This is a genomic window from Emticicia sp., assembly GCF_043780375.1.
Lineage (GTDB): Bacteria > Bacteroidota > Bacteroidia > Cytophagales > Spirosomataceae > Emticicia.
In genome coordinates, this window is sequence record NZ_JAYWCU010000252.1 from 1 (window position 1) to 23432 (window position 23432).

Consider the following 23432-nt stretch of genomic DNA (forward strand, 5'->3'; position numbering starts at 1 on the left):
GAGCATTATAAAACTGCTGATACCATCAAAAATGCGGTTGATGAGATTCTATCACAAGTAAAACACAAATACACGATTACTTTTAATTAAGTGCTTAAACAAAAAATGTGGGTTAAGTTGATTTTTTAAATTATCGAACTGTACGTCCGATTTTTCCTTTTCGAGATTGCTTGCTCTCAACGCATTTTCACGCCATTTTTCTAAAGAATAATAAGAGAAATGAGCCACATTTAGTAAAATTACGAGTAGAATTTCGGATGAAATACCAGCAACTTGGGCAAGGTTTGTAAATTGTTCATTAATTAAATCTTGAAAATTTATGAAGTTAATCCCAATTTGATAAACGATTCGGGAAACGATATTTGAAAATATTAGCGTTATGATAATTTGTAAAAACAAACGCTTGAAAATGCCTTTATCGTAAGGCATTTTTTTGTCAAGATACCCATAGAGTTTTCTAAAAAAAAACCATGTGAAGCTAAGTACCGTAATTGAAATAACCGATAATAGAAGGTTGTATTTTAGCTCAATTTCAAATATATACCACCTAAAAAACGTAGTAATAGTTGCTAAAAACAAGATTAATGCCGCCGCTATTTTATTTTTTTTACTCATTTTTTAATTATTTGTCCGTCCGACATTTCAATTATCCTATCAGTTCCTCTGGCAAAGTCGGGGTCGTGAGTAACAGCTATAATTGTTTGGTTATTTTCGTGAGCAATTTGCTTGAAAATCTCAAAAACTATTTCAGAGTTTTTCTTATCTAAATTTCCTGTTGGTTCATCACCCATAATAATACTTGGGTCATTTATTAATGCCCGTGCGATAGCAATTCTTTGTTGTTGTCCGCCCGAAAGTTTGGATGATTGCTTGAATGCATAGTCTTGCATATGAACTAATTTTAGTTTTTGATATGCTCGTTCTTCTACCTCTTTTGCCGAATATTTTCCCAGTTTTAAGGCAGGAAGCATCACATTTTGTAAAACCGTGAACTCAGGCAATAAAAAGTGAAATTGAAAAACAAAGCCCAAATGTTGATTACGAAAAGCTGCCAACTGATTTTGTGTTTTACCAGTAAGTTGTTCACCATTCATCAAAAGCGAGCCATCATAATCGGTGTCCATCGTGGAAAGAATATACAAAAGAGTAGATTTTCCACAGCCAGATTTTCCTACAAGAGCCAGAAATTCTCCTTTTTTTGCTTCAAAAGAAATGTTTTTCAAAACCTGAAACTTTTCGGGTTCGTAGAAGTATTTATTTATGTTTGAGGCGGAGAGTACACTTCCTGCTAGCCCCGCCCCCGATGGGGGAGATTCGTGTTCTATACTTTTTTTAGACTGACTGATTTGCATAATATTTTTCTTGAATAAAATTCTCGTAAAAAAAGTCTCTATCGGGTGTTGTTAGGGCAATCGTAGCACGGGGCTACCCTCTCAATATCGCAACAGGGTCAATTTTTGAGGCTTTTCGGGCAGGCATATATCCTGCAATGATAGTTGTGATAATACCAAAAGCCATACCCATTGCATAATATTTGGCTTGGAAAACAACAGGAAAAGTCTTTATATCTAAAAAGTCGCCAGCATCGAAAGGCATAGTTGAAAGAGAGTAACTTAGGCCAAAGCCAAATAAAATACCTAATAATGCTCCAAAAAAACCAATAATTATTGACTGAATCAAGAAAATGGAAATGATGTCTTTGCCGTCAAAACCTGTGGCTTTCAAGATAGCAATGTCTTTCATTTTGCTAATAACATTCATTGTCATAATGTTATAAATTCCAAAACCCGCCACAATCAAAAGTGTAATAGAAACAATAATTACCATGCCGTTTCGGATTTTATCACCAGCCAAAAACGCTGAATTGGCTTCTGCCCAATCTTGTGTTTTATAACCATATTGATTTTTTAGAACTTTTGCATAATTTAATGCCGCTTGCGAATCTTTCATTTTTATATGAATATCGGTTACGTAACTTTTATCTTTTTGCAAAATTGCTTGCACCATCGACATATTAGCGTAGCATTTTACACCATCGACGGTCTGAATACCAAAACCATAAATACCCACAATTTTGACTAATTTCAGACTCCCAGTTGGGGTTGTAACAGTGATTTTATCACCGACTTTTACATTTAGATTTCTTGCCAAAATTTTCCCCATCAGAATACCATTAGAATTTGAAAGTAAAGCTTCAATACTTCCCGATTTTATTCGTTTTTTGAGGTTATAAAGTTTATCTTCCTTCAAAATTTCAACACCTGCAATTTGTCCAGAAATTGGAATAGGCCCTTTATTGAAGAAAACTTGTGAACTAATTTGTGGAGAAACACCCAAAACCGAAGGCTCTTTCTCGATATTTGCGGCTATCTGTAGTCCATTTTTGATGTTTGCTAATTCATTTTTAGGTAATTGGTGATAAATCACATTAAAACCCGTTGGATTGGCTTCTTCGATCAAACTTGGATGATTACTCGTAATTTCTTTATAAATTCTGACATGAGGCGATGCATCAAGAGCCGAATCTTCAAGAAATTTATTGACACCACTAACGACTGAAATCATCACAAGAAACATTGCAATGCCGAAGGTTACACCCAACATCGCAATTAAAGTCTGACTTTTTTTTGTCAGCAAGTGAGTTTTAGCTATTTGGAAAGAAATACCGAGGTTCATGATTTACGTTTTTTTAATTGCCAATTATTAAAACAGACTTTTCAGTAAGACCCGATTTTATTTCCACCAAATCAAGGTTTTCTACTCCTTTCGTAATCTTTGTTTTCTTTTTCTCACCATTTTCTTCAATCCAAACCGAATCGCTTCCAACCAAATAGTTTTTAGGAATCGTAAGCACTCTTGGATTCTGCGAAACCACAATATTTGCTTCAATCGTCATGCCATAGTAAGCCTTTGGCTTTTCAGCAATAAATTCAGCATCAACCCTGAAAGTTTGGTCAACTTTATTGAGTTTTGGGTAAAGTTTAGCCACTTTTGCTTTGAAAACTTTGTCTTTATAGACATCAATTTTTATTAAAACGTCTTGCCCAATTTGCATTTTTACAAAATCACTTTCGTCGATTGCTAATAGAGCAAAAACTTCATTGGCATCACCCACCAAAGCTACCGCGTCACCTTTTCTGATTAATTCACCTTGTTTTTTGTAGATTTCATACAGTTTTCCTACTTCAAAGCTTCTAATTCTAAAATTATCGCCTTCACGAGCATTGACTTTGAAGTTTGACTTTGAGTTTTGTAAATCAACATATAATTGATTTTTTGTACGTAACCAAGCCTTTCTTCTTGCTGAAACATCATTTTTTGAAGTTTGATACGCCAATTCTGTTCGCTCAAATTCGATTCGAGTTGTAGCATTTTTGTCATATAATTCTTTGTAACGACTGTAATTTATTGAATCGTTACTTAACTTATTACGAGCGTTTTTGAGTTGAGATTCGAGTTCATCTAAAATAGGGGAATTATCGCTGAAATTAGCTTCCGATTGACGAAGAATATTACTTGAGGCCTCTAAACGAGCATCTTGCGAAATACTTTCGAGCTGAAAAATAAGTTGATTTTTACTAACAATATCTCCTTCAAAAGCCATTTGCTTTACCAAAACACCATCGGCATTGGCTGTGAGTTTATACTCATTTTTTGGATAAATATTGCCAGAAGCATAAACGGCTTCGGTTAAGGATTTAAATTGAGGAGAAGTGCTGGCATTTTGACTTTTTTTGCAGGAAGCCAAAATAATGCCAGACAATGCTAAGATTATAAATGTACTTTTTTTCATATTATAAAAATGCTTTCAGATGTTTTGAAAATTGTCGTGATAGATATTGACTCAAAAGTGCGAGGAATTTATAGTAACATCAAGATTTTTCTAATGAAACGGAAGAAAAAATGTTTGAGGCAGTCTTTAATTTTACCGTTTAGTAAATATTCATCAATTTTCTAACCCAAAATTCGTTTTAGTAATACCCTGAGCGGTAAATTGCCGAATCAAATAATTATAAAAGCCAAAATTTATGAAAATTTCTTTAAATCTTAGAAAAATTATTGTGTTGCTTGTATTGTCGTCGTTATCAATGACGGTTATGAATTGTTCAAAAGGTGATTCAGATACACCTTCTGCTCAGATTGTAGGTAGTTGGAAAATTACGGCTTTATTAGTAAAGGAAGGAACAGCCCCAGAAGCAGATCAATTTCCTGTACTAATAGCTTTTTTGCCTTGTTTTAAGGATATTGTCTTCACTTTTAAAAGTAATGGAGACTTAGTTGGCTCTGTGCCTAAGGAATGCCAATCAACAACAGATGATTTTATTGGCACAAGTGGAACTGCGAAATATGAAGTAGTTGCTGGTAAATTGATAATTACAGATACTGACGGAACAAAAACTACGGAAGATGTTTCTTTTAGTGGTAAGCAAATGACTTGGGCTTCGTCAGAAACCAGTGCTGGTGTAGTAACAACTACAAAAGTTGTTTTTACTAAGCAATAAATCTTAAATAGTCAAGATGGATAAAAAAATAGCCCATTGCCGAAGCAATGGGCTATTTTTTTATAATGATTTTTCCAATCATTTCCCAAACCAGAGCACTTTCAAAACCTTTGCCAATAGCATATCTGGCGAGTTTTTGTTTCAAAATTAGAGATTGCTTTTCGGTGCGAAGTTCGTGCTTCTTCTTGTCGAGAATAGTTTTTAATGTCTCAATATAATCATCATCTTCAATTTCAGCCAGTCCTACTTTTATGCAATATTCCGACAATTTTCGGGCTTTTAGCTCATATTTTATTTTTTGTCGTCCCCATTGTTTTACTCTAAATTTACTTCCTGCAAATATCTTTGCAAAACGCTCTTCGTTCAAGAAATTTTCGGTAATCAAATACGCAATTATTTCTTCGGCATCATCGCCCCAAACCTCCCATTTTTGCAAACGTTCACGTACTTCTGCGTGCGTACGCTCTTGGTAGGCACAGAAATTTGCCGCTTTTACAAGTATGTCTTTGCGAACAATCATAGCATTTGCATGGTACTTAATTTTCTGTAAAAACCATCTTCAATTTTCAAAAGTTTATCGTGGGTACCTCGTTCAATTATTTGACCTTGGTGAATGACTAAAATCTGGTCAGCATTTTGAATCGTACTAAGTCGGTGAGCTATAACTAAGGTTGTACGGTTTTTCATTAGATTTGTGAGGGCTTCCTGCACCAATTTTTCAGATTCGGTATCTAATGCAGAAGTTGCTTCGTCGAGTATCAAAATTGGTGGATTTTGCAAAATAGCTCTCGCAATAGACAATCTTTGGCGTTGACCGCCCGAAAGTTTTGTGCCTCTATCACCGATAACTGTCTGATAATCAGATGCTTGCTGCATAATAAAATCATGTGCATTAGCAATTTTAGCTGCTGAAATCACTTCTTCTATTGTTACATTTTCGCCAAAAGCAATATTATTAAAAATAGTATCATTGAATAAAACAGCCTCTTGCGTAACAATACCCATTAGGTGGCGAAGTGAATGTTGCGAAACGTCTTTAATATCAATACCATCAATCAAAATTTGACCAATATTTGGGTCATAAAATCTTGGAATCAGGTCTGCAATTGTAGATTTGCCACCACCCGATGAGCCAACCAATGCAATAGTTTTACCTTTTTTGAGGGTAAAATTGATATTTTTTAAAACTTCAATTCCATCTTCATAAGAAAAATTCACATCCTTAACCTCAATGCTATTTCTGAATTCATTGAGATTTGATGGATGCTGTTGGTCTTGAATAAGTGCTTGATTATCAATTAATTGCAAAATTCTTTCGCCCGAAGCCAAGCCTCTTTGTGCCGAACTAAAAGCATTAGAAATGTCTTTGGCAGGTCGCATGACTTGCGAGAAAATGGCAATATAAGCAATAAATTCAGAAGCTGATAATTCGGATTTTCCACCAAGAATCAAAGAACCGCCATAAAGTAATATACCAACGACCACCAAAACGCCCATAATTTCGGAGAAAGGAGAAGACATTTCTCTACGAGCGGCCAAACTAAAAATTGCTTTTCGATAAGCTTGGTTTTCATTTCTAAATTTTTCGGTAATAAATTTTTCTGCCACAAAACCTTTCACTACCCTCATTCCGCCAAATGCTTCATCCATTAAACTAATCAAATTGCTCAATCTTTGTTGTCCTTCGCCTGCATCTCGCCTCATTCGTTTAACGAGTGTAGAAATAAAAATACCCGAAATAGGAATCACTAATAAGGCAAAAATTGTAAGGTTCCAAGAAATTATAAAAAGCGAATAGATGTAAGCAATAAATAAAAACACTTCCTTGGTAGCCGCTGAAAATGTATTAGCAATCGAATTTTCAACTTCTTGCACATCTGTAACAATGCGAGAAATGAGGTTTCCTTTGCGTTCATTACTGAAAAAACCAAGGTGCAAATTAATAGAGTTTTCAAAAACTGATTGTCGCAAATTGGCTACCATATTAGATTTAAACCTTTCTAAAAGCCTAATACTTAGGTATTTTAAAATATTAGAAAGAAAAATAGAAGCAGCTAAAATTCCACATACAAACTGCAAAGCTCCTTGTTTTCCATATTGCGTGAGGTATTTTGCAAAATAAAAATTGAATTGGGCAGTAAGATTAAATCCAGCCGTAGGATTCATCATTTTAGCCACTTGTTGGGTATCTACTTTATCGAAAAGGACATTGAGAAGCGGAATTAAAAGTGTAAAATTCAAGACCCCAAAAATACTAGCTAATAAGGAAGTCAATACAAACGGTACGATGAATCCACCGAGCGGTTTGGCGTAAGAAAGTAATCGAAAGTAATTTTTCAATTGGTTAAATCAGGAAATGTTTGGATGCAAAGTTCGAAAATATTTTGTGAAATATCGAACTATTATCCATGAAACGGACAAAATGGTTAATGATTACGAAATTTGTTTGTCGGGGTTGAAATTTTCAACCCCGACAAACATGATTTAAACGCTCATGGTTTTCCAACGGCCTCTTCTGAATACAAAAATTGCGACGACTGCCAAAATGGATTCACTGATGGCAATCGACGAAAATACACCCAAAGGGCCCCAAGCAAGGCTTTTGGCAAGAAAATATGCCAACGGAATTTCGATTAACCAAAAGCAAACAAAGTTCATAATTGTAGGTGAAAGGGTATCGCCTGCACCATTGAGCGATTGGCCGATGACCATACCATAGCCAAAGAAAATATAGCCCAAACATACAATTTGTAAACATAAAACGCCCGCCTCAACAACTTTTGGCTCGTTTGTAAAGATTCCGATAAAGTCTTCAGCAAAAATAGCAAATACAAGTCCAACTAAAAGTAAGAATAGCATATTGAAAAACGCTGTTCGCCAAACCGAAGTTTCGGCACGGTCGGGTTTTCCTGCACCCAAATTCTGACCAACCAAAGTTGCTGCTGCATTCGACATTCCCCAAGAAGGTAAAATTGTAAAAATTATAATTCTGATAGCAATTGTATAACCAGCTACAACTTCACTTCCAAAAGTAGATAAAATACGAGTCAAGAAAATCCAACTTGCCGACTGAATCAAAAACTGTCCTGTGCCGCCCGCTGCAACGCTTAACATGTTTTTAATGACTTCTTTATTGGGGATAAATTGTTTTACCAGAATCTGGACATTGCCATTTCCGCCATAAAGTGCATATAATTGGTATAAAACGCCGACTGTTCGTCCAACAGTTGTGGCGATTGCAGCTCCTTCTACTCCAAAACCCATAACAGGAATCAGTATAAAATCCATGGCGATATTGATAAAATTAGCGAGCAAAATCGAACGCATAGCAGTAGAAGCGTCGCCCGCCCCACGCAAAGCCCCACTGAGCGTATATAGCAAAACAATGGATGGACTACTCGCAAAAATGATGCGTGTAAAACTCGCACCTTTTGCAATCAAATGCTCGCTTCCGCCCATCAATCGCAAAATATCTTCGGCAAAAACAAAGCCTACTATTCCAACTGTTACGCCTAAAACCAATGAAATCAAAATTACCTGAGCAACTGCTAAACCGCCTTCGGTTTTGTTGCCTTCGCCCACTCGACGGGCAACTATTGCTGTTGCTGCGGCACTCAATCCGATGGCTACCGAATAAATTAAAGTTAATACTGATTCTGTCAAACCGACAGTTGCCACTCCTTCTGTGCCTACATAACGTGCCACAAAAAACGCATCAACAACCGCAAAAAGAGATTCGCCAATCATTTCTAAAATCATGGGAACTGATAAAAGAAAAATGGCTCGATTGATACTTATTTCAGTATAATTTTGGTCTTCACCACGAATGGCTTGTATAAACAAATTGTATATTTTTCGCATGAGAAAAAAATTAGGTAGTCCACAGTTTTTAGTCAGCAGTCCACAGAAGTAAAAGTAAAAATGAGTTTTCGAGAATTATAAAAATAATCTCTGTTTAAAAAGGAAATAAGAAGAAAAGTTTGCACTTAGCAAACTTAGGCTAAGAAAATCATGGGCTTTTGAAGATTTTGTGTGGCAAAGATAGAAATTTGTTTCTTTTTTGCAAAATATGTGGAATAATTTTCCAATTTGTTATTACGCCCTAATCACTCCAAGCCTCAATAACTCCCAAAAACACTTGGCTGTTGATTGTATATCGACACTTGCATCGTGGGCATCAGTTATTGTTTCGTTGAAAAGTTTGTAGTGTAATTCATCCAATTTTGGCCATTTATAGCCACTTCTGCTTTGAATTCTACAAAAATTCACTACGTTTTTATTCTTCATCGTACAAAAACTTCTTTTACTTAAAAGTGGTTTTGTATCGAAGTCTTTTCTGACAAATTCTGCACCAACAATACATTTATCAAAGTCAAAATTATGAGCAATCAAAATGGCTGATTCATTGATTGCATCTGCAAAAATGTCCAGCACTTCCCTTAAATCATACCCTTCGGTTTGGGCTTGTAGGTTCGATATTCGATGAATGAGCGTCGCATCTCGTGGAATTGAAAAGCCTTCGGGCTTGATGATATAATTGTGTTTAGAAGCTAAAGAACCATCTTCAAAATACTCTATAAAAGCCAATTGCACCATTCTAGGCCAGTTTTGACTATTTGAAATAGGTGCATTATAATATTTTGGTAAACCTGTGGTTTCGGTATCGAAAAAGAGAATTTTTCGCATTATAATAAAAATTATAGAACGCAGGTTATCATAATTTTGTCATGAAAATGATAACAACCTGCGTTTCATTATTTAAAATCTACTCTTTTTTACTATTAAACCAATAATATACAGGAATTCCGAGGGCTACAATTCCGAGTCCAGGATAAGTAAATTGAGGTTTTTCTTTAATCAAAATCACTACAATAATTGAGGCTACGATTACATAAAGCATCGGAATGATTGGATAACCTGGAGCTTTGATTGGACGCTCGGCATCAGGCATTTTTTTGCGTAAAATGAAAATTCCGTAAATCGTGAAAGCATAAAATAAAATAACTACGCCCATAAGATAGTCAAGTAAATCGCCATATTTTCCTGTCAAACAAAGGAAACATGCCCAAAAACATTGCCACCAAAGAGCATTTTTTGGTACACCTGCTTCGTTTAATTTTCCGAAATTCTTGAAAAACAAACCATCTTTTGCCATTGTGTAATAAACCCTTGCACCTGACAAAATCAAGCCATTATTACAACCAAAAGTAGAAATCATAATCAAAATAGCAACAATTACTGAGAAGCCCTGACCACCGATTACTTGAGCAGCAGCAGCGGCAACTCTGTCTTCCGAAGCAAACTGAATACCTCGACTTAAAGCATCTGTACCATTTGGGTCGCCTTTCAATGGCAAAATGCAGAGGTAAGCAATGTTCATCAAAATATACAAAGCCGTTACTAAAATTGTACCGATAGCCAAGCCTCTTGGAATCGTTTTTTCGGCATTGACAACCTCGTCACCTGCGAAAGTCAGCCCGTTCCAAGCATCACTCGAAAATAATGTTCCTACTTGGGTTACGCCAATCGCCAAAATAATGCCGAAACCTGTGATTCCTGTGATAATCCATTGATTATCAACTTTAGCCGTACTGGAAGCATCAAATATATTTGAAAAATTTTGCGAAATTACATCAGCATTTGCTCCCAAAATAAAACCCAAAATAATGAGCATAGCAATTGCTCCGAGCTTAGTTGTACTGAAAATATTTTGAATAATTTTGCCTTCTTTTACCCCTCTTGTGTTGGCATAAGTCAGTAAAATGATACTTGCCATAGCGAGTAAACGCTGAGAAGTAAGTTTAAAGCTTGTATCACCAATGCTGAAAAACTCGTGTTTATCGCTAATGATTTCGGGAAAAAGTACGCCCGAATACTTTGCAAAAGCTACGGCAACTGCTGCAATCGTACCAGTCTGAATCACCGCAAAAAATGACCATCCGTAAAGGAAACCAGTGAGTTTACCATAAGCTTTTTGAAGAAAAACGTATTGCCCGCCTGCTTGTGGAAACATAGCTGTAAGTTCGCCGTAGCACAATGCACCGACCATTGTCAAGACACCAGCCAAAAGCCAAGATGCTAATAACCAACCAGTTGAGCCAACTTGTCGAGCGACATCGGCACTTACAATAAAAATTCCAGAACCAATCATCGAACCCGATACAAGCATTACAGCATCGTATAGTTTGATTTCTTTTTTAAAATTTGCCAAAATAGTAAGGGGGTTAGGGGGTTGTTAATGAAAATTGAAAAATTATCAGGTATTTAATTGATTTTTTACTCGTAAATTTTGCTTAAATCTAATTCAAAATCTTTGATGACTTCTGATTTTAGAACTTCGTTTTTCTGAATATCCTTCTGCCAGCGAAGTTCATTGTCTATTTGTTTATAGAGTGTCAATGTTTGTTTTTCTACATTTATCAGCCAATATTCTTTCACACCAGTGCTTTCGTAAATGTGCTTTTTATACGACATCTCATTATTGTCGTTTGAAGGAGAAAGAATTTCTACTACTAGATCTGGCGTTCCTTCGATTTTATTTTCACCAATTATATTGAGCCTTTCTTTCGTAATAAAAAGCAGGTCGGGCTGAAAAGTATCATGTTCAGAAAAAACTACGTCCATCGGGGCAGCGAATAACTTTCCGAGTTTATTACTGATAATATAAATACCTAAATAAGTATTCAACAAACTACTTATTTCTTGATGCGAAGGTTTAGGTGATGCCATAAAAAAGATTCTACCATTGAGTAATTCAAAATTTCCGCTATCGGGCGGGGTGAGCTTTACGTAGTCTTCATACGTAAGTAGTTTTGGCTGAGGAATCTTTTTTGTTAATTTTCCACCCAATCTATATTTTGAATTTTTTGCTAATGCGTTCATAGTCAATGTGTTGTAGTTATTTCACTTCTTCGCCAATTTGCTATGGCTATATCCATAGGAGAAATAAATTACTAAACCAATACTCATCCAGATGATAAACATTCGCCAGTTTGTCCAGCCGAGTTCAGTCATTAAATAAAGATTGGTCAAAATGCCGAGAATGGGTAGTAGCGAAAAGTTATACATAAAACTCATTACCGATAGCACTGCCCAAACCGTCCAGAAGACAAAGAGTAAAGGTTTTTGTTCTAAATGTTGCATCACATCGCCTTGTGAATAAGTGAGATACAATGCACCAATCATCAAGAATCCGCATAAATATTTAGCATTAATGTACGAAATTTTGAATTTGGCATCTTTGCTCATTCCTTTAGTATCCAAATACAAAACACCTGCACAAACCAAAATAAAAGCGAAAAAAGTACCAACGCTTGTTAAATCAACAAAGAAACTCATCTTAAAAAATAATGAAGGCACGGCAACCAAAATCCCTGTTATGATTGTAGCAAAACCTGGAGTTTTGAATTTTGGGTGAATCTCACCAAACTTTTTCCCCAGTAATCCATCACGGCTCATGGTCATCCAGATACGTGGCTGCCCAATTTGATAAGCCAGTAAAGCACTTGTAATGGCTATAACGGCACTGACTGAGATAATTCCTGCGACAGCATCGAAACCTACATTAGTAAACACATAAGCCAATGGGTCGGCAACATTCAGCTCAGTATAATTGACCATTCCTGTAAGTACGAGCGAAATAAGTACATATAAAACCGTACAAATAACTAAACATAAAAGCATAGCACGAGGCAAATCTCGCTGAGGATTTTTGGCTTCTTCGGCAGTAGTCGAAATAGAATCAAAACCAATGAAAGCAAAGAAAACAGCAGCAACGCCACTCAAAACTCCTTGAACTCCATTTGGAGCAAAAGGCGACCAATTGGCAGGTTTTATATAAAACACTCCTGCAACAATTACTAAAAGTATAACCAAGAGTTTAAGTCCTACCAAGAAATTGCTTGCATTACGAGATTCCTTTATACCGATATAACAAAGAGAAGTTATCAATACCGTAATCATTCCAGCAGGAAGATTAAAAATAACTTTTAGAAAGCCAAAACTTGGGGCATCTTGAAAGGCTTGTGCGAGACGTTTAGTACCATCATTTACTGCTGTTCCTCCCGTCTGAACAGTTTGATAGGCTTCTTTAGCGGTTGTATAATCAATAGCAAGCCAAGTCGGAAAATGTATGCCAAAACCTTCGAGCATTGAAGTAAAATAACTTGACCACGAAATGGCAACCACCATATTGGATACAGCATATTCGAGAATTAATGCCCAGCCAATTATCCAAGCAATCATTTCACCAAAAGACACATAAGCGTAAGTATAAGCACTTCCACTCACGGGTACCATGGAGGCAAATTGAGCATAGCTCAATGCCGTAAAGACGCAAGCAATAGCCACAAAAACAAATAATAGCGAAACGGCGGGGCCACCATTAAAACTTGCTAATCCAATTGTGCTAAAAATTCCTGCTCCGATAATTGCCGCAATACCAAGTAAAGTTAAATCTCTAACTCCCAGCACTTTAGCCAACGAATGTGCTTCGTCTCTGTTTTCGGTTTCTTTAATGGCTTGTTTGACATCCTTCCTACGAAAAAGTGAATTACTCATATAAGTTTTTTAAGTTTAGGTTTTGCTTTGATGAATACTTTCCAAAACTATCGAAAAAAACTATAAATATGATGCTTGAGGTCTAATTATTTATTAAATGACTTGTGATTTTGAGTTAAATGAGCTTTTCGAGAGGTTTTTTACAAAATAAATTATTTGAACTTGTATAGACAAGTTGCTTGTATTACCTTTGCTAATCAATAGCATACAGGTTTTTTTGACAAACTCATTTCACATTATTTTTTATGAACTATACTCTCCATCAAATCGCAAAAATGATTGACCATTCTTTACTTCATCCAACCATGACCGATGCTGATTTAATAGCTGGTTGTGAACTGGCAAAAAAATATGATGTCGCTACGGTCTGCATAAAACCTTATTTTGTAAAACAAGCGGTCGACTTGCTCAAAGATTCTGATGTGGCAGTTTGCACAGTTGTAGGTTTTCCTCACGGAAGTAGCACAATTCAACAAAAAGTGGCCGAAACTCGGCAGGCTTGTAAAGAAGGAGCCACCGAAATAGATATGGTAGTAAATGTAGGAAAAGTTTTGTCAGAGGATTGGAGGTATGTGAAGAAAGAAATCAATCAAATTTTGAAAGAAAGCCACAAATATGGAGCAATTTTGAAAGTGATTTTTGAAAATGATTTTTTGTCAAAAGACAAACATAAAATTAAACTTTGTAAGATTTGTAGTACATTAGGAGTAGAATTTATCAAAACCTCAACGGGTTATGGCTATATTAAACAAGCCAATGGTGATTATAATTATACAGGTGCAACCGAACATGATTTGCTATTGATGCGAAAAAATGCTTCTGAAAATGTACAAATCAAAGCCGCAGGTGGGGTGCGAACGCTCGACGGTTTGTTGAAAGTAATGGATATGGGCGTTACACGTTTAGGTGCGTCTGCTACCGCCATAATCATGGAAGATGCTAAAAAGCGTTTAGGCTTAGAATCAAAAGAAGTGAGCGGTTCAACCCTTGGATATTGAGAATCTGATTAGGTTACTTTGAACGATTCACTAAAGATAAATTCAAGCAAATGACTTAATTAAGCCCAGCTAATGCTAAAATCTTCTCACCCTGATTTACTTAGCATTTCTTGAAAAAACTGATACTTTTTTGACTAAAAATCTTTAAAAATGTATTAATTCTAAAAAAAACATTTAAAAAATTTGCCTGTATAATGATTTTTAATTTCTTTTGTATGTAAATATTATGTTGTCTATACAAGTTGTATAAATATATTCGACTTTTCAAAAAGTCAAAAGAATTTGAGTACCCCGATTTATCGGGTTTATTCATCATAGGTTAAAGTATTTTCGTCTTGGAAAGGCATTTGGGATTCCTAAATGCCTTTTTTTATAAAACAACGAATGCATTACGCTCCTACGGTCATTGAAATTATCGACTACTTATGAAAATACCTCTTTATCGTCAAATTCAAGCCAATTTAAAAGAAAAAATTACTTTAGGACAGTATGAAGAAGGTGGACTGCTACCATCAGAAAATGACCTTTGCGGGGAATTTACTGCTACTCGCATGACTGTTCGGCAAGCCCTCAATGAATTAGTAAAAGAAGGCTATATTACTCGTCAGCACGGCAAAGGAAGTACTGTTTCGGCAAGTCGAAAATCTTTAGGATTACTGTCATTGAAAGGTTGGACAGAAGTGGTTGTAGCCAGTGATAGACACGGGAAAACATTCGTTTTGGAAGGCCCAATTATTAAAAAATTAGAAGATATTGCTTTCAAACCTCTCATTGATGACGAAAATCACGAAGAATTTATTTTTTTCAAACGCCTTCGTTCAGTCGAAGATTCGCCAATGATGGTTGAACAAACATATATTCCTAACGAAAATTTGCCTAATTTTATCGAAGAACCCCTGCTTGAAGGTTCTCTTTTTCGGACATTATTGATTCGTTATCAAATTGATGTGCAAAGCATGACGCAAGAAGTAAGAGCAGTAGCGGCTGATAAAGGAATAGCCCATTTGCTTAAAATTAAGGTAAAATCGCCCGTTTTACATCTGCTTCGAAAGTATAAAACTTCTACCGAAGGATTCTATTTATACAGCTCAATTTATTGTAATACTGAAAAATTTGCCATAAGTAGTTTTAACTAAAGAATCTCTTGCTATTTTTGGGATGAAATTCTTTTTTTAATATTAACCAACCATTTTTGCCTCAAACCATGAAAAAAATAAAAGTTGCCGTAGTTGGCACTGGTTTCATCGGACCTGCACATATCGAAGCTCTGCGTCGTTTGCCAAATATTGAAGTTTTAGGACTTTGCGAAGCAAATATTAGTTTAGCTAGAGAAAAAGCGGATGCTTTAGGTATCGAACGTGCCTATATTTTTGAAGATTTGTTACTCGATGCCGACATCGAATGTGTACACATTTGTACGCCAAATTTCTTGCATTATTCGCAATCGAAAGCAGTTTTGTTGGCGGGTAAACACGTTGTTTGTGAAAAACCTTTAGCTACCAAAATAGAAGATGCCGAAGAATTAGTGAAATTGGCTGCCGAAACAGGTTTAGTCAATGCTGTTCACTTCAATTTGAGATATTATCCTTTGGTTCGTCAGATGAAAACCATGCGTGAAAAAGGCGATTTGGGCGAAATTTACTCAATTATGGGTAGCTATTTGCAAGATTGGCTTTTCTACCAAACCGATTATAACTGGCGTTTAGAACCAGACAAATCGGGCGATTCGAGAGCGATTGCAGACATCGGTTCGCACCTTTTGGACGTAACAGAATACATCACAGGTTTGAAAATTGTAGAAGTAATGGCCGATTTCAATACAGTTCATAAAACTCGTTTGAAACCTTTGAAAGCCATCGAAACGTATTCAGGAAAAATGTTGGAAGCCTCTGATTATCAGGAGGTTTCGATTAATACCGAAGACCACGCAAGCGTACTTTTGAGATTTGATAATGGTAATAAAGGAAGCGTAACGGTAAGCCAAGTTTCGGCTGGACGTAAAAATAGATTGAATATAGAAATTTCTGGCTCGAAATCAAATTTTGAGTGGTGTTCAGAAAAGCCAAACGAAATGTGGGTAGGAAAACGTGATACTTCAAACCAACAATTGATGAAAGACCCATCGTTGTTTTATCGTGAAGCACAAAGCCTAATCAGTTTCCCGGGTGGACATAACGAAGGTTTCCCTGATACTTCAAAACAATTATTCAAAGAAGTGTATGCAGCAGTTGAAGCAGGTAAACAACCCGAAAACCCAACATTCCCAACTTTCGCTGATGGTTTGCGAGAGTTATTGATTTGCGAAAGAATTATCGAAAGTCACCGCAAGCAAGCTTGGGTTACTGTTTGATATGAAAAGCGAGCTATTCGGTGACGGATGGCTCGCTTTTTTTGTATAGTATTACAATGATTAATTTAATTTATCTTGTAAATAGTTAGTTATAAATATTTCATTTTTAAAGAAAAAAGAAAATTGCTTATCCATTAAGTTAGTAACTTTTGAAATCTTTTTACTGCTGATTTCTTCCATATTTTCATATAGACCTATCAAATAAGGATTAAAACCATTGAGTTTATAATGTTGAACAGAGATTGTTACTTGGTCACACCTATCATTTGTAGCAATCGGAAATAAACAAATAGGTATTTTATTTTCTACAACAATCGCATGGGGAGCAAGATAATCCTCAACATAAGGAACACTTTCAGGTAAAAATTTGCTTTCAAAACCACTATTACCAAAGCGTTCAGCAAGGAATTTTTCAACTACTTCATAAAAATGATTTCTTGAAATCTTTTTATTGAGCAACGATAGCCCTGATAGTTTTGATATTGTATCTAAAAATACCATTAAATTCGGCAATAAAAGCTCAATAGGTGTATTTAGATAAATATTCCCCTCATCAAACCCTACTTGATTTTCTTTTAAAATTTTCTTTATCAATTCACGCCTGTAATCACTTTCTGTATCTGAATCATAGGATAACTTCATTAATGAAAGTCCGAAATCTTGGAGAGTGAAAATATCACCTTCTTGCTCGATGAAAATTTCAAAAATATCACCATCAGAGTAATAATAAGGCAAAATGATTTGAAATATGGAAGGTCTGATTTGCTTTAAATCAAACATATCCATAAACTGCTTTTGCAAGATATTCTTTATTTCAGACAGATTATTCATCTTTAAAAACCTAAATCAAGTTGATTACTATTTTCATTCTCGTTTTCAACTATTTCAAAATGCTTTAAAAATTGATGATAGTTTTGGAAGTTTAATTCTTTAAAAAACCTCACTATTGCTCCTTTAAAATTAATGTAATTGGCGGGTTTAGCATTATGCTCGGCTTTTATACCTTTGAGAATTGCACTTTCAGTTGCGAAATGTTTATGAAAGGTATTAAAAATAACGCCATCACTATGTTTATTAGTATGCTCATGTATGCCATTATATCGTGCTAAATTAATATCCTCATCTTCATTAGTGAGTAATTTTAGACCAACTGAAAACTTTTCTTCTAATTTTATACTTTGTCTAAAGAAAACTTTAAACTTAAAAGTTTTCTCTTCAATTATAGCTTCTGCATCCAAAACACCGTGCAAAGACCTGTCCAAATTCCGAAGTGAAAACCGTTTCGAAGTAATATTTTTAGGACAAGTTATAAGCAAATCTATTTCAGATTGTGTCATTTCTTAAAAGATTATTTTTAATGCAATAACGTAATAATTAAAAATATAACAATAGTTTTATTAAGAAAGTTGGTTGAAAGTTCAATTCTTAAATGGGTTAATCCACAAAAAAAGCGAACCATTCCCAAGAATAGTTCGCTTTTATTTTGACAAAAATATCTCTTAATGCAAGAAATGTCTTACGCCAGTCATGACCATTGAAAGACCATTGGCGTTGCAATAATCAATTGATTCTTTATCACGAATAGAGCCACCAGGCTGCACAACCGTTGTGATGCCCGCTTGGTGAGCAATTTCTACACAGTCAGCAAATGGGAAGAATGCTTCCGAAGCCATTGCTGCTCCGTTGAGGTCGAAACCAAATGTTTTTGCTTTGTCGATGGCTTGTTTCAACGCATCTACACGTGATGTTTGACCAACACCACAAGCCAACATTTGACCATCTTTCGCCAAAACTACATTATTAGATTTCAAGTGTTTACATATTTTTAAAGCAAATTCTAAAGCCTTAATATCGCTTTCGCTTGGAGCTTTTTCGGTTGCTACCGTAAAATTCTCGGCTGTTTCTATCGAATTATCTTTGTCTTGTTCTAAAACACCATTCAACAAAGTTTTGAATTGCTTTTTGCTTATATCAACCGATTTTCTGATTAATAAACGGCGGTCTTTTTTCTTTTTCAAGATTTCTAAAGCGTCTTCGTCAAAACTCGGAGCTATTAAAATCTCAAAGAAAAGTTTATGTAGTTCTTCGGCAGTTGCCAAATCGACGTTGGCATTTGTAATGATTACGCCACCAAAAGCCGAAACTGGGTCGCACGCCAAAGCATTTACGTAGGCTTCGTGTGCCGTTGGAGCAGTTGCTACGCCACAAGCGTTGTTATGCTTCACAATTACAAACGAAGTTTCTGTAAATTCATCCATCAAACGCACGCATGATTCTACATCCATGAGGTTGTTATACGATAATTCTTTGCCGTGAATTTGCTCAAACATAGCATCCAAATCGCCATAAAATGTAGCAGCTTGGTGCGGGTTTTCGCCGTAGCGTAAAACTTTTTTCGGCAATAAATCGAAACTTTGTGTTGACTGATAAATATCGTCGGCAAAGTAATTATGAATAGCTGTATCGTAGCTCGAACTCATCTGAAAGCCTTCTTTCGCATAGCGACGACGATCAGAAATGTCGGTCGAACAATCTTTTTCTTTCAAGATTTTGTAAACATCGTCATATTGTTCACGTGACGATACTATCAACACATCATTGAAGTTTTTGGCAGCTCCACGGATCAATGAAATGCCTCCAATATCAATCTTTTCAATAATATCTTCGTCTCTCGCTCCCGAGGCAACGGTTTCTACAAAAGGATACAAATCAACAATTACTAAATCAATCGACGGAATTTCAAATTGGGCGGCAGTTTGAACATCACTTTCGTTATCTCGGCGGTAAAGAATTCCACCGAAAATTTTAGGATGAAGGGTTTTTACACGTCCACCAAAAATTGAAGGGTAACTCGTCAAATCTTCAACCGCTGTAACCGGAATACCCAAATCTTCAACAAATTTTTGTGTGCCACCTGTCGAAAAAATTTGAACATTCTGTTCGTGTAGCAACTGTACGATTTTATCTAAACCGTCTTTGTAATAAACTGAAATAAGTGCAGACTGAATTTTCTTAGTCATTTTTTGGAATGATTTTTGCTTTTTTATAAACAGAAATATTTTAAGACCCACCAAGGTCTTTTTGATTGGTACGAAAATATTGAAAGTGCAAATTTACTGCTTTTTCTTGATTAGTGTATAATTGACCTAAAAACATTGAAAATTTAGCAAAAACGAATAGAATTTGTATTCTAATAGTTGTTTTATGGCTTTTCTTTATGAAAAAATATTTTTGTATAATCTCAGAATAATACAAATTTTAGGAATCAGTATTTGGGAGCGAGGTACTAATGATTATCAAGAATTAAAAGAAATTTCAAAGATAAATAATGATACGATAAACTTACATTATGGAGTAGCAGTGATGAAAAAAGCAGACAAGGACTTATTTTTCAAGCGTTCGTAAATCAGGGGCGGGTTTTAGTAAAAGAATAATTTCAGCAAAGTAGTGGAGGAGCTAAACTCCTCGCTACTGAGTGTTTCTATACAATGGTGCAGGTTTCTGAAAGGAGGCTTGCACCTCTTTTTTATGTTTTATTTACTCTCGGTTTCCAAGCAACTTCTTCGCTGCCCAATTCTTGTGTCATTTTTCGAGAAAGTACAAAAAGATAATCGGAAAGTCGGTTTAGGTATTTGATAATCAATGGATTAACTTCTTCTTCTGCAGAAAGTCTAATGCTCAAACGCTCGGCTCGTCGGCAAACTGTGCGTGCAATGTGCGTATAAGAAACCGACTGATGTCCGCCTGGCAAAACGAATGCCCGTAGTAGCGGGATTTTAGCATCCATTTTGTCCATTTCTTTTTCTAAAAGCAAAATATCTTCATCCAGAAGGTCAGGAATTTTCTTTCTGCGAACTTGTTCAGGCTCAGAAGCCAAATCTGCCCCAATAGTAAATAATCTATCTTGAATTTCTTTCAAAATTTCTTTTCTTAATTCATTAATGGCTTGGTCACGCACCAAGCCGATCCACGAATTTAGCTCATCGACAGTACCGTAAGACTCAATTTTCAAATCGCCTTTACTAATTCTTGTGCCTCCCACGAGCGAAGTTGTTCCAGTATCGCCTGTTTTTGTATATATTTTCATCATTCACATTCCATTGATTCCCCCATCATTTTTTGGAGAAGGTTGAGACTGAGGTTAATCGGTGTTTATTTCCCCAAATAATCCTTATAAGTGCTACATTCTTTTAATAATTGGTCTTCATAAACTGTACTTCCATACTTGGTTTTCAAAAGATTGAAGTAAGTTGAGTATTTGTCTTTTCTTAAAGTTGCCAAAACTTGCTTGTTTTCAGTCTCTTTTTTTGCTTGTTCTTCTTCCGACAGCAAATAAAGTCCGTCATAAAGTTTTGTATAAACAATGTCATATTTTATTTTCTGACAAGCGGCTGCCAAGTAACAAGCCTTTGCCGATTGCTCAGGTTTTGGTGCGGTATTAATTGCTTTATCGAAATAAAACAATGCTTTTTCGTAGGTATAATAGTCGTCTTTTTCATTGACAGTTTCGGAGCCGCTCCAACTTCGGCGAAGCAAAATCCAACTATTACCATGATAATTCATATTATAAGTGCCACAACCGAGTAGTATCCAACTTTCATAATCATTGGGGTTTTGCTTTACTTTAGCTTCTAAAGCTGCCATGCGAGTTGCAAACGATAAGGGTGTAACTCGCTGTTTGGCATCAGTATCGCCTTGCCCACTTAAGCTAAACGGATTTACGTCTAAATATGTTTTGTAAGGTTCGTCTTGCCAAACTTTCGGAGAAATATGCTTCCATGCTTCACTTGCTTCGGCGTAACGATGTTCGGCTAAAGCTCTTCTTCCCAAAACCATGTATAAATAATCATTATCAAAACCTGCAAGTTTGTTTAATCTTTTGTCAAAATCACTTGGAGATTTCTTGGCAAAATAGGCTAAAACGGCATTAATCGTTGTTGAAGAAGTTGAATCTTCAATAGCATATTGGTCTGAACTACTTACAAATGAAGCACCCCCATTTTCGTCACTCAAGTTTAATTGATAAGTAGCCAGCATCGAAACAAGAAATGCCTTTGCTTTATTTTCAGGCGAAGCATTAGTATTAGTATTTGAATTTTCTTTCTTGCCAAAACAACCAGAAAACCAGCCTAATGACTTTGTTTTGGGGTCTGTTTTGATTGACATTTTCCCACCTAAATTCTCTGAAAATTCGTCATTTATAGGCAGACCTTGATATTTTGCTGCCAAAATTTTGCAAGTGGCATTAAAATTATTGGCAGTTCTGAACTTGTCCGAATGGGCAAAACGTTCTAATAATGGCATTACAGTTTCCTCCATTTGTGGCGTTACTTCAGGCGTTTTACTTACTGCCAAAATCATTTCCTGCATTGCTATTTGGTCTTTAATTCCTTGCTGATTGGTTGGAATCGCCTTTGCTTTTTGCAGTAATTCGTGGGCTTTTGCATAATCTTTAGCAATAAAAGTCAAATATGAAGCGGAAGTATACCAAAAAGGTGAGCTTTTTAGAGAAGAATTTTCGGCAGATTCGAGATTAAATGCCAATAGTTTTTCAAAATAATTTGAGGCATTTGCTTTCCAACTATTCTTTGTGAGCGAATCAACACCCCAAAAAACATAATTTAATTCTTGTCTTTCTGTGAAAAAATATTTCTCGTTTTTATTTATTTCACGAGCCATTACAAACTCTAATAAAGGATTTTGTACATCCAAATCACGTATTTTTTCAAGCATCGGTAAGCCATCTTGAAATGGTAAGACTGCTGTGGCAGCATATATATTAGCTTTTTCGTTGACATTTTGACAAAGGTTCAATGCTTCTTCGTAGAATTTTGCTACATGTTTTAAACTCAAATAAGCGGCGGTTTGCCGAGTTGGAGCATTGACAAATAACTGCGAAAAATGGTAATTTGCCCGTACCGAATCGCCTGCGTGCATGCAGGCTCCAGCCATGCGAGAAGTAGCCCAATCGCTGATAAAAGTTTTTTGTGTGAGAGGCTTTACCAATTTATCATAAAAATCAATACTTTTCTTTGGATTGCCTGCCATATCAGCCACTTTCACAGCTTGATATGCCAAACGTTCTTTTAAGAAAATATCTTTGGTTTTAGTATATTTTGTTTGAATATCAGTCAATAACGCGTCATAATCGGGTTTTACTACTTGTTGGTTTGTGTCAATGGCGGCATCATCCAAATTACTCAAATCATTGGCTTCTATTTCTTTGGCTAATACTAAATAGTCAAAGGCTTCGAGTTTTTCTTTCTTTTCTAAAGCATCGCTCAAACCTGTACCATGCTTATTTTCTTCATTATTAATATATAATTCATCAGTAACTATTTTTTCAGAAACACCTGCATAATTTGCCCATGCTTTCACATTTTCGGCTAGTGCAAGGTCGATTTTGGCATCTTCTCCCCAAATATCAGTATCGTAAGTAAATTGTGTTGTAAAATTATAAGGATGAAATTTCGCTTCATTATTGGCACTTTCGGGCGAGAAAAAACTCTTGAATTCGTCATAGTCGAACGGTTCTGGCCCGCAAGCGATCAACAATAAAATAATAACAGATTTGGTGCGATTACTCAAACGAAGCATAGATTTGACGGAGTTTTTCATAGCCATAAAAATAGATTGTAGGGGTGTCTAAATGGTACAAAGCAAAGGTAAGTTTTTGGTTCGATATTTTTTTACTTAAAGCCTCAGAACCTTTCAAGATTTCGTCAAAATCAACTTCTTCGGCACGAATCAAATCGCCTTTGCGTAACGAAAGCCCAAAGGCGGTTGTATCTCGCAAAACTGTATATTTATTGTCAGTTTTTTGCAGGAAATTTTTATTGCTAAGTACTTGATTATCAAGGTTATTTATGACAGTTAAGAAACGCTTATTTCTATAAAAAATTGACCAGCGAAAAATCGGAAAAACTACATCAAGTGGCATTGGATATTGGTCGAGCATACCTAAATATTGAGAAGCGGCATCAAGGTCATAAATAGAATTACGAATTTGTGGTTTTTTCCAGT

General features: G+C 35.7%; 21 protein-coding genes and 1 pseudogene. 5 read left to right on the forward strand and 17 right to left on the reverse strand.

Annotated elements, in window-relative coordinates; translation table 11 throughout:
- Positions 1–51: 51 nt before the first annotated feature.
- The 4 genes from ACH2CJ_RS18820 to ACH2CJ_RS18835 all read right to left on the reverse strand — a co-directional run bounded on the left by ACH2CJ_RS18820 (position 52) and on the right by ACH2CJ_RS18835 (position 3793).
- Complete coding sequence (locus ACH2CJ_RS18820) at positions 52–615, reverse strand: hypothetical protein (protein ID WP_394995249.1); 564 nt, start codon at positions 613–615, stop codon at positions 52–54.
- Positions 612–1352, reverse strand: a complete 741-nt coding sequence (locus tag ACH2CJ_RS18825) for an ABC transporter ATP-binding protein (protein ID WP_394995251.1) — start codon at positions 1350–1352, stop codon at positions 612–614. The genes ACH2CJ_RS18820 and ACH2CJ_RS18825 overlap by 4 nt, the downstream gene beginning before the upstream one ends.
- A 73-nt stretch (positions 1353–1425) precedes the next feature.
- On the reverse strand, positions 1426–2676 hold the full coding sequence (locus ACH2CJ_RS18830) for an ABC transporter permease (RefSeq protein ID WP_394995253.1): 1251 nt from the start codon (positions 2674–2676) through the stop codon (positions 1426–1428).
- 13 nt (positions 2677–2689) lie between these two features.
- Positions 2690–3793, reverse strand: coding sequence for an efflux RND transporter periplasmic adaptor subunit (locus ACH2CJ_RS18835; RefSeq protein ID WP_394995256.1), 1104 nt, complete (start codon positions 3791–3793; stop codon positions 2690–2692).
- A 235-nt stretch (positions 3794–4028) separates the two neighbouring features.
- Between ACH2CJ_RS18835 and ACH2CJ_RS18840 the strand changes: the two genes are divergently transcribed.
- The gene (locus ACH2CJ_RS18840; RefSeq protein WP_394995258.1) at positions 4029–4502 is read left to right on the forward strand and encodes a lipocalin family protein; all 474 of its coding nucleotides are present in this window, start codon (positions 4029–4031) and stop codon (positions 4500–4502) included.
- A gap of 52 nt (positions 4503–4554) precedes the next feature.
- Here ACH2CJ_RS18840 and ACH2CJ_RS18845 read toward each other — a convergent pair whose 3' ends face one another.
- The 7 genes from ACH2CJ_RS18845 to ACH2CJ_RS18875 all read right to left on the reverse strand — a co-directional run bounded on the left by ACH2CJ_RS18845 (position 4555) and on the right by ACH2CJ_RS18875 (position 13061).
- Positions 4555–5022, reverse strand: coding sequence for a regulatory protein RecX (locus tag ACH2CJ_RS18845; RefSeq protein WP_394995261.1), 468 nt, complete (start codon positions 5020–5022; stop codon positions 4555–4557).
- Positions 5019–6842 carry an ABC transporter ATP-binding protein gene (locus ACH2CJ_RS18850; protein WP_394995264.1) on the reverse strand — a complete coding sequence of 608 codons (1824 nt, stop codon included), beginning with the start codon at positions 6840–6842 and terminating at the stop codon, positions 5019–5021. The genes ACH2CJ_RS18845 and ACH2CJ_RS18850 overlap by 4 nt, the downstream gene beginning before the upstream one ends.
- 144 nt (positions 6843–6986) lie before the next feature.
- Entirely contained in the window at positions 6987–8363 is a 1377-nt protein-coding gene (locus ACH2CJ_RS18855; protein ID WP_394995268.1) for an MATE family efflux transporter, read from the reverse strand.
- Positions 8364–8597: 234 nt separating this feature from the next.
- A complete protein-coding gene (locus ACH2CJ_RS18860; protein ID WP_394995271.1) occupies positions 8598–9188 on the reverse strand; it encodes an exonuclease domain-containing protein in 591 nt (196 codons plus the stop codon).
- Between the two features lie 79 nt (positions 9189–9267).
- Positions 9268–10713 (reverse strand): APC family permease, encoded by a 1446-nt coding sequence (locus ACH2CJ_RS18865; RefSeq protein WP_394995274.1) that lies wholly within the window; start codon positions 10711–10713, stop codon positions 9268–9270.
- Positions 10714–10778: 65 nt separating this feature from the next.
- Positions 10779–11384, reverse strand: a complete 606-nt coding sequence (locus tag ACH2CJ_RS18870; protein ID WP_394995277.1) for a Uma2 family endonuclease — start codon at positions 11382–11384, stop codon at positions 10779–10781.
- Positions 11385–11405: 21 nt separating this feature from the next.
- On the reverse strand, positions 11406–13061 hold the full coding sequence (locus ACH2CJ_RS18875; protein WP_394995280.1) for an amino acid permease: 1656 nt from the start codon (positions 13059–13061) through the stop codon (positions 11406–11408).
- 245 nt (positions 13062–13306) lie between these two features.
- Between ACH2CJ_RS18875 and deoC the strand changes: the two genes are divergently transcribed.
- From deoC to ACH2CJ_RS18890, 3 genes are all read left to right on the forward strand, one after another.
- Positions 13307–14059 (forward strand): deoxyribose-phosphate aldolase, encoded by a 753-nt coding sequence (gene deoC / locus ACH2CJ_RS18880; RefSeq protein WP_394995283.1) that lies wholly within the window; start codon positions 13307–13309, stop codon positions 14057–14059.
- A gap of 425 nt (positions 14060–14484) precedes the next feature.
- Positions 14485–15195, forward strand: coding sequence for a GntR family transcriptional regulator (locus ACH2CJ_RS18885; RefSeq protein ID WP_394995286.1), 711 nt, complete (start codon positions 14485–14487; stop codon positions 15193–15195).
- 68 nt (positions 15196–15263) lie between these two features.
- Positions 15264–16409: a Gfo/Idh/MocA family protein gene (locus tag ACH2CJ_RS18890; protein ID WP_394995289.1), complete on the forward strand. Its 1146-nt coding sequence runs from the start codon at positions 15264–15266 to the stop codon at positions 16407–16409.
- A gap of 60 nt (positions 16410–16469) precedes the next feature.
- Here ACH2CJ_RS18890 and ACH2CJ_RS18895 read toward each other — a convergent pair whose 3' ends face one another.
- The 3 genes from ACH2CJ_RS18895 to purH all read right to left on the reverse strand — a co-directional run bounded on the left by ACH2CJ_RS18895 (position 16470) and on the right by purH (position 19429).
- Entirely contained in the window at positions 16470–17240 is a 771-nt protein-coding gene (locus ACH2CJ_RS18895) for a DUF1828 domain-containing protein (RefSeq protein ID WP_394995291.1), read from the reverse strand.
- 2 nt (positions 17241–17242) lie between these two features.
- Positions 17243–17746 carry a hypothetical protein gene (locus ACH2CJ_RS18900; protein WP_394995294.1) on the reverse strand — a complete coding sequence of 168 codons (504 nt, stop codon included), beginning with the start codon at positions 17744–17746 and terminating at the stop codon, positions 17243–17245.
- Between the two features lie 162 nt (positions 17747–17908).
- The gene (gene purH / locus ACH2CJ_RS18905; RefSeq protein WP_394995297.1) at positions 17909–19429 is read right to left on the reverse strand and encodes a bifunctional phosphoribosylaminoimidazolecarboxamide formyltransferase/IMP cyclohydrolase; all 1521 of its coding nucleotides are present in this window, start codon (positions 19427–19429) and stop codon (positions 17909–17911) included.
- A 184-nt stretch (positions 19430–19613) separates the two neighbouring features.
- On the opposite strand from purH, the gene ACH2CJ_RS18910 reads away from it, so the two are divergent.
- Positions 19614–19814: a hypothetical protein gene (locus ACH2CJ_RS18910; RefSeq protein ID WP_394995300.1), complete on the forward strand. Its 201-nt coding sequence runs from the start codon at positions 19614–19616 to the stop codon at positions 19812–19814.
- Positions 19815–19935: 121 nt separating this feature from the next.
- Here ACH2CJ_RS18910 and ACH2CJ_RS18915 read toward each other — a convergent pair whose 3' ends face one another.
- The 3 genes and pseudogenes from ACH2CJ_RS18915 to ACH2CJ_RS18925 all read right to left on the reverse strand — a co-directional run.
- Positions 19936–20496: a cob(I)yrinic acid a,c-diamide adenosyltransferase gene (locus tag ACH2CJ_RS18915; RefSeq protein ID WP_394995305.1), complete on the reverse strand. Its 561-nt coding sequence runs from the start codon at positions 20494–20496 to the stop codon at positions 19936–19938.
- A 65-nt stretch (positions 20497–20561) separates the two neighbouring features.
- Positions 20562–23027: a hypothetical protein gene (locus ACH2CJ_RS18920; protein WP_394995303.1), complete on the reverse strand. Its 2466-nt coding sequence runs from the start codon at positions 23025–23027 to the stop codon at positions 20562–20564.
- Positions 22990–23432: pseudogene (locus ACH2CJ_RS18925) on the reverse strand (hypothetical protein); the annotation flags it as partial. The gene ACH2CJ_RS18920 and the pseudogene ACH2CJ_RS18925, both read right to left, overlap by 38 nt.

What these genes read in the sequence shown, in the direction of transcription:
- ACH2CJ_RS18875 (WP_394995280.1), bottom strand. Translation starts at nt 13,061, where the DNA reads ATGAGTAATTCACTTTTTCGTAGGAAGGATGTCAAACAAGCCATTAAA.
- ACH2CJ_RS18830 (WP_394995253.1), bottom strand. Translation starts at nt 2,676, where the DNA reads ATGAACCTCGGTATTTCTTTCCAAATAGCTAAAACTCACTTGCTGACA.
- ACH2CJ_RS18920 (WP_394995303.1), bottom strand. Translation starts at nt 23,027, where the DNA reads ATGAAAAACTCCGTCAAATCTATGCTTCGTTTGAGTAATCGCACCAAA.
- ACH2CJ_RS18890 (WP_394995289.1), top strand. Translation starts at nt 15,264, where the DNA reads ATGAAAAAAATAAAAGTTGCCGTAGTTGGCACTGGTTTCATCGGACCT.
- ACH2CJ_RS18915 (WP_394995305.1), bottom strand. Translation starts at nt 20,496, where the DNA reads ATGAAAATATATACAAAAACAGGCGATACTGGAACAACTTCGCTCGTG.
- ACH2CJ_RS18825 (WP_394995251.1), bottom strand. Translation starts at nt 1,352, where the DNA reads ATGCAAATCAGTCAGTCTAAAAAAAGTATAGAACACGAATCTCCCCCA.
- ACH2CJ_RS18840 (WP_394995258.1), top strand. Translation starts at nt 4,029, where the DNA reads ATGAAAATTTCTTTAAATCTTAGAAAAATTATTGTGTTGCTTGTATTG.
- ACH2CJ_RS18900 (WP_394995294.1), bottom strand. Translation starts at nt 17,746, where the DNA reads ATGACACAATCTGAAATAGATTTGCTTATAACTTGTCCTAAAAATATT.
- ACH2CJ_RS18870 (WP_394995277.1), bottom strand. Translation starts at nt 11,384, where the DNA reads ATGAACGCATTAGCAAAAAATTCAAAATATAGATTGGGTGGAAAATTA.
- ACH2CJ_RS18820 (WP_394995249.1), bottom strand. Translation starts at nt 615, where the DNA reads ATGAGTAAAAAAAATAAAATAGCGGCGGCATTAATCTTGTTTTTAGCA.
- ACH2CJ_RS18860 (WP_394995271.1), bottom strand. Translation starts at nt 9,188, where the DNA reads ATGCGAAAAATTCTCTTTTTCGATACCGAAACCACAGGTTTACCAAAA.
- deoC (WP_394995283.1), top strand. Translation starts at nt 13,307, where the DNA reads ATGAACTATACTCTCCATCAAATCGCAAAAATGATTGACCATTCTTTA.
- ACH2CJ_RS18855 (WP_394995268.1), bottom strand. Translation starts at nt 8,363, where the DNA reads ATGCGAAAAATATACAATTTGTTTATACAAGCCATTCGTGGTGAAGAC.
- ACH2CJ_RS18835 (WP_394995256.1), bottom strand. Translation starts at nt 3,793, where the DNA reads ATGAAAAAAAGTACATTTATAATCTTAGCATTGTCTGGCATTATTTTG.
- ACH2CJ_RS18845 (WP_394995261.1), bottom strand. Translation starts at nt 5,022, where the DNA reads ATGATTGTTCGCAAAGACATACTTGTAAAAGCGGCAAATTTCTGTGCC.
- ACH2CJ_RS18910 (WP_394995300.1), top strand. Translation starts at nt 19,614, where the DNA reads ATGGCTTTTCTTTATGAAAAAATATTTTTGTATAATCTCAGAATAATA.
- purH (WP_394995297.1), bottom strand. Translation starts at nt 19,429, where the DNA reads ATGACTAAGAAAATTCAGTCTGCACTTATTTCAGTTTATTACAAAGAC.
- ACH2CJ_RS18895 (WP_394995291.1), bottom strand. Translation starts at nt 17,240, where the DNA reads ATGAATAATCTGTCTGAAATAAAGAATATCTTGCAAAAGCAGTTTATG.
- ACH2CJ_RS18885 (WP_394995286.1), top strand. Translation starts at nt 14,485, where the DNA reads ATGAAAATACCTCTTTATCGTCAAATTCAAGCCAATTTAAAAGAAAAA.